The organism is Pseudomonas sp. DSP3-2-3 (assembly GCF_049898225.1).
Lineage (GTDB): Bacteria > Pseudomonadota > Gammaproteobacteria > Pseudomonadales > Pseudomonadaceae > Aquipseudomonas.
The window spans coordinates 19,440-30,185 of the sequence record NZ_JAFCXH010000046.1; the positions used below are offsets into that span (position 1 = coordinate 19,440).

Annotated in this window: 3 protein-coding genes; 1 reads left to right on the top strand and 2 read right to left on the bottom strand. The window is 56.5% G+C overall.

The features are described 5' to 3' along the window. Positions 1-69: 69 nt before the first annotated feature. Positions 70-5,142 (bottom strand): NEL-type E3 ubiquitin ligase domain-containing protein, encoded by a 5,073-nt coding sequence (locus ACP7E4_RS28580; protein WP_426119389.1) that lies wholly within the window; start codon positions 5,140-5,142, stop codon positions 70-72. 339 nt (positions 5,143-5,481) lie between these two features. On the opposite strand from ACP7E4_RS28580, the gene ACP7E4_RS28585 reads away from it, so the two are divergent. Then, positions 5,482-6,744: a putative porin gene (locus tag ACP7E4_RS28585; protein ID WP_065831766.1), complete on the top strand. Its 1,263-nt coding sequence runs from the start codon at positions 5,482-5,484 to the stop codon at positions 6,742-6,744. 145 nt (positions 6,745-6,889) lie between these two features. Here ACP7E4_RS28585 and ACP7E4_RS28590 read toward each other — a convergent pair. Further along, a partial coding sequence (locus ACP7E4_RS28590; protein ID WP_426119390.1) for an NEL-type E3 ubiquitin ligase domain-containing protein occupies positions 6,890-10,746 on the bottom strand: 3,857 nt, incomplete at its 5' end.

The window sequence follows — 10,746 nt, forward strand, 5'->3', positions numbered from 1 at the left end:
TCAGCAGACGTGCCCGCGAGTATCCCTCATTGCCGCCGATTGTTCACGACCACCGTGTCCGAACCTGGGTCAGTCGGGTACCGACGCGGACTGAGCTATCTGTCTGGTCAAGAGCGACGCCAGAATGGCGACCGACTCCTGCCGCTCTTGAAGCAATCTGTTCGTACCGAGCAGATAGGCCTCGTCGGTAAGGGTTTCTCGTGCAGCGTCGAGGGCATCCTGACGATCATGGAACGGTTGATTCATTCTCTCGAAACGTTGCGGATAGTGCTCTTCCAGAAACGTTATCCAGTCCTTGCGAGCAATCATGGAGTCAAAGAACTCCTCCGTGCCTTCCCTGGCAAGCACCCGATCCCTGGCGCGATCCAGCATCTGCTGGGTAACCCCTGAAATGGATTCAAACAGCATTGTCTGAGCCTGACCCGGCAGCTCAAGCGCATCACGCAACAGCGTGGGGTAAATGAGCCTGACCTCGACCTGATCCAGCCCTGGCTGGTCTGAAACCCTCGAATTGAAGTCTTCAAGGGCAATTTTCTCCAGTTCCGACAGGCGCTCCAACCCACGGATCAGTCTGAACATGTCGACAGGCGAGACGCCTCCCTGCCTGGATTCCAGTTCGTGCACCAACACGCGAACGTCCAGCTGATTGAAGATGATCATGGCGCCATCGCCACAGGTTTGAGGGTGAGCGGCCAGTGCGAACAGCTCTTCCTGCAACGGGTAGGAATTGGCCATTGCATCGATCATGCGCCAGAGACGGCTAGTCAATACCCGCCGATTGTCCCGGTAGTCCGCAGTCAGGAACATGTCATTAACCAGCTGGACAAACGCCTCCCCGCCGGCTTCAAGCTGCAGGTCACTCCAGCGCACGCGCTGCTCTTCCCTGCCGGTTTCTGCCAGCCATTGAGCAACTGGCTGACCATGCCCAGGCAGGTCGGGCAAACTCACAATGCCCATGCGCACCAGCCTCACAGGATCAAAGACGCGTTCGGCGCGAGCAATGGTTTGCTCATTGAGAGGGTTCTGATGCAGCCGCACGTAGAGGTTGGCGCGCGAGGCGATGGAGCTGAAAGCCGCGTCATCGATGTCGGCGATCCAGTTGTGCCGTAGATCGACATGGCGTAGCGGCTCGTACACACCCAACCCGAACGGCATGATGGCGAGTCCACAATTCCTGAGTTTGAGCTCCACCAGTGCCGGCCAGCGGCTGACGTCGATGGCCACCGGGATATTGATACTCTGGCCCTCAAGTACCAGCGTCTCCAGCGCGCTCAGCCGTTGCAGGTATTGCATGCCTTCGCCGTCGATACTGATGGGGTTATTGCTCAGGACCAGGCGTTTCAAAGTGGACAATCGGGCCAATGTTGCTGGAACCGCGTCCAGCAGGTTGCCTCTCAACGATAGCCACCGCGCCTCGGGGAAACGCCTGAGGAATACCTCGACACTGTCGGCGGTCAGCGCCATATTCTCCAGCGTCAAGGCATGGACGTGATTGAAGTTCGCCTCTATCACCGGCAACGATCCAATCGCCAGGCCGCTGAGGTCGAGTTTATGTGCCCAATCCTGGGCTGCGGGATTGATCACGGACGCTGGCTCCCTTCGCCAGCAAGACAATATCAGCCTCCTGGCAACTTCGCGTCCATCGATGGTGGCACCGGGCAGTTGCCCCGGCTGCGCCAGCTTGACCTCGGTCAACCAGCTGTCCAGTGCGCTTTCCAGTCGGGTGTATTGCTCCGCAAGCTCATTCAGCCGGGCTCTCACATGGTTCTGTTTCTCGTGGGCCGTTCCGGTAAATGTCATCGATAATTTTTCAAGAAACTTCCTGACCTCGCGAGGCGTGAACTGCGGATACAGATTTTTCACCGCCATCTGCGGCGAAAAAGCTTGCGCGTTGCTGCGGAACTTGTCGAACAGCCCACGCAGGCGACCGCTTAATGGATAGCCCACACGCCCATCCGCCAGACGCGAAGGCCATTTGATCCCCGGCTTGATCTGGCGCATGCCCAGGAGCCTTTTGACCCTGCTGCGCTGCGTCGTCGCTATGTCTCCCAGGGCAAGCTCCAGCTTGCTCACGTCGCGGGTCAGGCTCGCCTGATCGGACAAGGCCCTCGCCAGGGTGTCATGCAACCCTTTGCTATCAAGGTGAACGCGCTGGCCCCGGTCGTTGAACATTTCATAATCGGCACCGGATTTGACAAACACCAGCGGCGGGTCGCCTTGCGTTGCATCGCTGCCGCCCGAACGAAACAGCCTCTCACCATCGAAGGTGTTGTTACGGACTTCAAACACCGCGTCCTGCGGCCAGTCAGGTACCGAGTTGATCAAGCCCAAGGCCACGGTGGCGCTGTCGGCACTCTCGATGTGCAGATAAAAACACTCCAGCGCCCGGTTTAAACGCAGGTGTTGCAGATACTCGCGAGCCAGCTCGCCGATGCGCAACGGGATGCGCCCGGTGGTTACCATACGGCGACTTTCCGTGCGATCGGCACAACTGACAATCTCTCTCGCAACGCAATCGGGCAGGCTCGGAAAGTCGCGCTTCACGAGTCTGACCAAAGGGTCGGTCGAGCGATTTCCAGCGGCATGGCACGATTCAAGAAGCAGCGCTCGTCTGCCCTCTGCTTCGAAGGCAATGCGCATTGCAAGATATTGGCTGCGGGTTTGCGCCCCCTGGTAATCGACCAGCAACAGTTCGACCTCCTCCGGCGACAGCCCGATCACCAGCGCATCCAGGAATGCCGTCATTTTTCCGGGGATATACGTCACATCGATCGTGCGCGCTGTGTTGTTGGTCGGTGCGTGAATACTCAAAATCGTCCCTTGCCCATCCAGGCGGCGCAGTACTCGATCATCCGGCCAGCCAGGCAGCTTCACCAGAAAGTCGAGATACGGTTCGATCCTGCGCACGAAAAAATCATCACCTTCGCGATTCCGATCAAACGTACTTATTTCCATCATCAAGGCGATGAACTCAGTCACTTGATGATCAAGCAGAAAGCGTTGGGCGCAATCAATCAACAACGCCGGAGGGACCAGCTTATCCACATGGATTTGCCGTAACAGGGCTTCGTCTGCCTCGGTAACCCGTAGAATCTGCCGGATAGTGTCGTCAGCAAGCAGCACCAGGTCACCATGCAAACGTCGGAATGCGGTGTAGACATCCCAACCCATCGGGCTTTCACCCTCGAAACGCCAGGCACCGACATCGTTGGTTTCCAGAACGGGTGAATAGGGTTGCGCGCTGTCGGGATTCAGGATGCGCCATTTGCTCAATGCCGAATCGAATCCAACCTCGTAACAATGATCTCCCATTACCAACCAGGTTTTGCTGCTGGCCGTGAACAGGCTGCGACTGTTGAGGAATGTACCCTTTGGCAAACCGTGCCGTTCGAAGGAATCCAGGCTGGGTTTCCACAACCGAGTCGAACCGGGACCGGACTTGACCTGAACCAGACTTTCGATAAATGCCGAAGGCTTCGCTGAATTCGGTACCAGCTGCACCTCATTGCGTTCAAGTTCGACAATCTCGTCCTGGTCAACTCGCGACTGTCCGGCCGCTGAGCTATCGGAGTTATTCGCTGAGGGTTCGAGTAAATCCTGAAGATACTCAAGCGCCTGTTTTCCATCCTCATAAATTTTTTCCAGTCGCTCGACTTCCCTGGCAACTTTGGGTACTGCCGCAAGAACGATATCCTTGCCGATCGTGTAGAGCTGACCCAGTGCTTTCCCGGTTTCGCCGTCGCTCCAGTTTTCGACACCAATGAAGGCATCCTCTACCAGGTTTCGAACTTCAGAGGCCGGTAAAAAAACATCAGCCAGGTCGAATCCGACATGGGCAACTGATTTGAATATCTGCCAGGCGCCAGTCGTGGATACGTTTGTCTTTTCACTGACAGGTACTGCAAGTACTTCGGCGTCGGCATAAATATTACTCACCGCCTGATCGTAGAGTAATTGAAATGGCTGACCTTGCTGGCGCATCCATCGCGGCCAAATATCCTGCAAAGGATCTCTACTTCCTGCCGCCGCGCTTATCTTGTCCAGAAAAAGGCTGCGGTACTGTAAACGAATAAACCGCGCGAAATAGTTGCGCAAGGATGGTTCGGTAAACCTGCCCAGCAACTCAACAAAAAAATGCCAGGCAGTCGGGTACTCCTTGAGTGGATGAGCAGGGTCACCAGGCATATATACCACTACCGGAAAATCATGGCCGGGTTCGCCAAAACGTAACAGTTCAAGGGAGGGTGCGGCGCCGGGACCCGAGGCTGGCCAGACGACTTGCGCATGTGACTCAATCATGACGACGCCCTGAAAGACGCCGCCCATGAAACCGCCCGTGAGGTGTTGATCAAGAATTTCGAATGTATTGAAAAAAACCGGACCTCCCCGCCACACGGGCCTGTCATCATTCCTTGCCACCTTGAGCAAGACCTCATAGGCCTCCTGGCTTACGTCGTCTTTCATCCGTGCAATATGGCTTAGCACTTCAAATCGAGTGCGCTCCTTGAGGGTAAACGCTTCGGCAATTTGCCCGGCAATTGCGGTCAATTTAAATACGCTGTCGAGATGAGTCTGATATTGGCCGCCAAGATCCAGTGATCGACACATTCTTGCAAAAGCGTTCGGATCGACATTGACGAGGCCGGAAGAGCAGGAGATTTGCGCACCGCAGATATCGTCCCTGACACCATTATCAAACCGGGCGACAGCGGGCGGAGCTTCAGGCGGCGTGTAGCGTAGAACGGAACCTTCGTTCAAGACTTTATCAACGTCAAAATTGAACAAGCTGGCCGAAAGTATTGAAGTTCTGGTCACGTCGAGTGGCGCGATGGAGATGACTTCTTCAAGCGTAATCTGCGTGCAATCCGCTCTAACTTTGAATTGCTCAAGCATCTTCTGATTCAATAGCGGCCTGGCAAACTCATGCACGGACTTGAGCGATTTAATCAGCGCGGCAAATTCTGTCTGGGCCGCCAGGCTTTTCAGCTGACTCTTGTACAGCTCCATTTGTAACGTTGCTGTTTCCGGCCTGTAACGGGTAAACCACTGCGGCAGGCGTTGTTTTAGAATTTCCTGATTGGGATAGGTTTCACTATAGAAAGTAATATCCGGCGTTTGATCGTTAACAGATGTCTCTGACATGGTTTATTCCACGAGGCGTTTGGTAATAACCCCACGGTACGGACTCTGCTTCCTGGTGGTGACATAGCCGGATAGTGCATCTCATTCTGATCAAACATCCGAAGACCGTCCTTACGGTCCCCGTCCAAAATCCCCGCGAAAGGCTCTGGACCGCACCTTTGAGGAAAGGTTGCATTGTCATCGACGTGCCACCGCTTTGCCACTTTTCTGTAATAACTCACGGCGATACTGGCGCCAGTTTTTAGAACCGGGGGCACTAACCCTCATTCGCGCTCTGACCGTGGGGCGGTTTTTCCGGGATGGCCTGCCGTCATCCTTTATCAAGTTATGGAGATTGATATGCGTCTTGTTTCTGCACAAACTGCGGCGGCCCTTTGCGGTGGCCTGGTATTGGCCATGAGTGTTCCAGCCAATGCCGCAGTCGACGCTAAACTGCTCGACATGCTCAGGGCCAACGGCTCGATCAACCAGGCTCAATATGCCGAGTTGCAGACCGAACTGGCGAAAGACCAGCAGGCTCAGAAGCAAGCGCTCGCCGACGTCCAAAACACTAAATCGGCTTCTCAGGCCGCTTTCGAACAGAAAGTTGCCTGGGCGACCAAGACTCAGTTCAAGGGTGATGTGCGCGTTCGTCAGGAAACCATCAATATCGATGGCCAGACCAACAGCCAGGACAAGGATCGTCAACGTATTCGTGCTCGTCTGGGCGCCTATACCGAAATCAATCCGCAGGTGAGCACCGGCATTCGTATCGCCACCGGTGGCAGCAGCGATGCGCGCTCCACCAACCAGGATCTGGACGGCTATTTCGTCAAGAAGGATCTGTGGCTGGACCTGGGCTTCATCGATTACGCGCCGACTGCGGTCAAGAACCTGCACGTGATCGGCGGCAAAATGAACCAGCCGTGGGTCAGCATGGGCGACGTGATCTGGGATGGCGACATCAACCCTGAAGGTCTGGCAACTACTTACAGCCTGCCACTGGGTGGCAAGACAGAGCTGTTCGGCAGCGCCGGTTATTACACTCTCAAGGACAACATCGACGGCGAAGGCACGCAGTTCCGTCACGACTTGAGCATGACCGCTGGCCAGTTGGGCGCTCGCTTCGCACCAACCGACAACCTGAAAGTCACGCTGGGCGGTAGCGTCTATGCCTTCGACAATGACAAGGACAGTGCGGCCCTGCGCGTCAACGGCAACACCACCAATCAGTTCCGTCTGTACGAAGGTTTCGGCCAGATCGATATCAGCGGTCTTGGCTTGCCGCTGGCGCTGTACGGCCAGTACATCGTCAACAATGACAGCACTGACGATCAGGACACTGCCTGGTTGGCGGGTGTGAAGACCAAGGTGTTTGGCTTCGGTCTGGACTACAACTACCGCGATACTCAGCGTAATGCTGTTGTCGGTGCCTTCACTGACTCGGACTTCGCCAACGGCACTACCGGCTCGCGCGGTCACAAGTTCAAGGTCGGTTACGAAATCGACAAGAACTTCTCCGTCGGCGCTACTTACTTCCTGACCAAGGCCGACTACGCCGTGGCCAGTCAGCGCGACGCAGACGCCAACACGCTGCAACTGGATGTTGAAGCCAAGTTCTAAGAGTCACCCCGTTGAAAAACCGACGCTGAGGTGCACTCGGCGTCGGTTATCTTTCAGGCTGGCGTTGGCAGCTGATCCCCATCACATCCGTCATCTGCCACACGTTCAGCCTGCATTTTTGAGGACTCTGTTACTCCTGATGCTGCTAGCCGGCGGAAAGCGCAGCCAGCTCTTCGCGTACAACAGCCACTTGAATATCCAGTGACAGCCGGCAGGCCAAAGCATTCAAAGCCGTGGTCCGCTCACGCTGGATCACCTCGATCTGCTCCAGATACTGTGCATCCGTCAAGCCAGACATGTGGTTGTCCAATGCGCCCATACGAGTCTGAAAACGGGCTTTGAGCGGTGCGAAGTTTTCTGCGTATCGATGCTCCAGAAAAGTCATCCAGAACTCCCGGGCGATCAGCGATTGCAAAAATTCCGGCGTGCTTTCCCTGGCGATAATTTGCGCATAAGTATCATTGAGCATTGCTTGCGAAATCCCCGCCAAGCGGTTGTACAACATCCCTTCGGGCTGGAATGGCAGATCCAGAAATTTCGTGAGGCCGACTCTCAAGGCCAGTCGGATTTCAGCCTCGTCCACGGAAATATTAGCTGATCTGCGCACAGTGATCAGTTGCAGGGCGGCCTGTTCCACTTCATCCAACCGTTCCAGCCCTCTGACCAACTTGAACACTTGCTCCGGCTGATCGGCAGCGGAGAGAGTCGTCTTGATTCGGAATACCGCTGCATGGGTTTCCAGATTACTGAAGACGATGGCCACCCCATCGCCACAGGTCACCGGGTGGGCAGCCATTTCAAACAATTCTTCGCGCAGCTCTGCTGTTTCACTGGTCGCATCGATCAGGTTCCACACGCGTCGCGTCAGCACTGCCCGGTTATTTGTGAAGTCAGCCGAGGCGGTCAACTCATGAAGCACCCGGAAGAATTCCTCACCATAGGGTTCCGCCTGCAGATCGCTCCATTGCATAAGCCGGGTCTGCAATTGTTCGGCGGGCATTCCCGTGAGCCAGAAGGTTGCGGGCGGCAAAGCCTCATCGATATGCACTCTTGCCGGGTTAAGCCCCATACGCTGCAACTCCTCATTGCTTAACATCCTGCGCGCCCTGGCCAGGCTTGGCTCGTTGATAGGGTTGTCATGCAACTGCGGCAGGAGACCGGGCCGGGCCAGATGGTGCAACGTTTCTTCGCTGAGTTCTGATATCTGATTGTGGCGCAAGTCCAGATGATTCAAACGCTCACAACGCCAGATCCAGCCCGGCAACACTTCAATACCGGTGGCGCGCAGGCTGAGATTGCGCAACTGGGTGAAGGGGTTAAGCCTGTGCAGTTGGGCACCGACCGGACAGTTGCCCAGATCAAGGGATTTCAACCCAGTGCAGCTACTCAAACGCATGGCAGAAATCTGGTCCAGAACCAGAGGGTTCTCAGACAACGACAAACGTTCAAGCCGTGGCATCTGGACCAGAGCCGCCGGTACTCCCGTCAGGTTGTTGTCGCGAAGGCTGAGCCAGAACGCGCCCCTGAAGTGCCTCAGGAAGGCGTCGGTTTCAGAGTTATGCAGATCGAGTCGTTTGAGCTCCAGCACGCCAACATGGTCCCAATTACCGATGAGCTGCGGTAAAGACCCAATGGCCAGGTCATTCACTGCCAGCTTGTAGGCGACGTCCGTGCTGTTTTCCAGGGGAACTCGATCACCTGCGCGCTTCCAGCAGTTGCGCAGACGAGCCGCCAGGACACGTCGGGCCTGTGTGGTAACAAACGGGATATGCGGAGACTCCGACCATTGTTCAAGCGATTGCTCGATGGTTTTGTACTCGACCGCCAGTTGATCAAGATGGCGTCTGATGAACGCCCGCAAATGTCCGAAGGGCCCCGTGTACCCGGCCTTCACCCTGTCGAGAAAGCGGGTTACCTCATCTTCGGAAAACCCCGGATAAAGACGTTTGACTGCCAGTTCGGGAGAATAGCGTGCAGCGCCTAAGCCCATCTTTTTGAACAGCGCTCGCATACGCCCACTCATGGGATAACCGGTGCGTCCGTCGGCCAGACGTTGCGGCCATTTAAAGCCGGGCTTGATCGGCTGGATGCCGATCATCCTGGCGAGCGTCTCGCGTTGCTGCACGGCCAGATGCCCCAGCCGGGAACGCAGCATCTGCTCCCCCGCGCCTTCCGGGAGGCCGATGTCACGTAAAACGGGGTGCGGCATTGCGTCAAGTAATGCCGTGAAAAATGACTGACCGGCCTGACCCAGTGAATTTCCGTGACGGTCAAACGCCTGATAACCGGTTTCGGTCTTGGTAAGAATGGAATGCAAATCAGCGTTGCTGATGTCGCCCAGGCTGTCGAGAAGTGTCCCTGTGAAGGTGGCATCACGCACTTCAAGGGCAATGTCGGTGGGCCAACCTGACAGGTTGGGCAGCAGCTTGAATCCTGCAGTAGCGGTATCCGGGTTATCCGTTACCTTGAGGAAAAAACCTTCGTTGGCGCGGTTGAGGCGTAACTGCTGGAGATATTCACGCGCCTGCTCGGCGATTGGCAGTGGCAGACGCTGGGCTGAAATCATGCGTGTTTGCTGCGCTTGAGTTGCCGTACCAAGCAGTTCCTTGCAGGCAACGTCCGGCAGCGCCGGAAAATCACGCCGGACCAGCCTGACCAGCGGATCGCTGGATACGCTTTGCAGGCCATGGATTTCGTCACGCAGCGAGCCTTTCTGCGCTTCAACCTGCCTGGAGAAAATCCGGGCAAGGCACAAGACTCTGGCCTCCTTCGTGTCGACGACTTCGCCGAGCAACCACTCGGCTTCATCCGCAGAGAGGCCGTCCAGTATGGTTTCCAGCAGAGCATTCATGCTGCCCGGCGTGTAAGTGGCCTGAATGACCGAATGTACGCCGGGATGGGCATTCCAGGTGTCCAGTATTGCGCCCTGCCCGTCCAGCAATCGCAATGCCACCTTCTCAGGCCAGCGTGGCATTGTCGTCAGCAATTTCAGGAAAGGCTCGATACGCCATGCAGTCACGTGGTCCGGCTGGCTGAGCATCTGTGCAATGAACGTTTCCACTTGCTGTTCGGCGCCAAAGCGGTGCGCCGCATCGCTCAGCAAGGCCGGCGCCGGCAAATTCTCCACATGCACTTGCCGCAAGACAGCTTCATCCACCCCGGTGATCCGCAGCAGTCGGTCTACCGTTTCATCGGTTAACGCTTCATGGTCGGCGTTCAAGCGTTTCAATGCGACGGTTTCATCCCAGCCCATGGGGTTTTCGCCTTCAAAACGCCACGCCCCTTCGCCATTGTGCTCAAGCACGGGCGAGTGTGATGCGAGGTCGCCGGGATGTTCGACGCGCCACTTGTTCAAGGCTGTATCGAACTCTATGCGATAGACCGCTCCGGCCAAAGGCAACCAGGTTTTACCTTCAGCCTTGATCAAGCCCTGAGCATCGGAGGCCGCCCGGGAAGGCAGAACAACCTTCTGCCGGAACCGCGCGAGATCGGGCTTCCATAACCGGGTCAGGCCGTTGGGCAGTTTCACCGAGGCCAGGCTTTCCACGAACGACGATGGCAGCACGCGCGGCGCATAGTGTACAGCCGCGCCCAGCACCGCCATCGCCGCAAGGTTTTCACCGATCTCGAACACGTGGTTCAGGGCTTCCTCGGTTTCGCCGTGGGTCCAGTCCTCGACGGCAACAAACGCTTCGTGCAGCAATTGACCCACCGCCACCACGGCCAGCATGGCGCCGAGCACCGGGACGAAAAAACCCGCCACCATCAGCAGATCCATGCCGGCCGACTCGAAGGCATACCAGCGTTTCAGGCGGCTTTTGCGATCTTCATCACGGGTCGGTACCGCAACGATTCGCGAATCAGCGTAGGTCTTGGTCAGCAAGTGCTCGTAGAGCGCCTCGAACGGCGGCTTGTCGATTGCGCGTTTTTCCAGAAAAAGCTCAGCATTTGCATCGAACATCGGTGCCGACAGGCCCTCATCACCCGGCACTGGACGCATCG

What these genes read in the sequence shown, in the direction of transcription:
- ACP7E4_RS28580 (WP_426119389.1), bottom strand. Translation starts at nt 5,142, where the DNA reads ATGTCAGAGACATCTGTTAACGATCAAACGCCGGATATTACTTTCTAT.
- ACP7E4_RS28585 (WP_065831766.1), top strand. Translation starts at nt 5,482, where the DNA reads ATGCGTCTTGTTTCTGCACAAACTGCGGCGGCCCTTTGCGGTGGCCTG.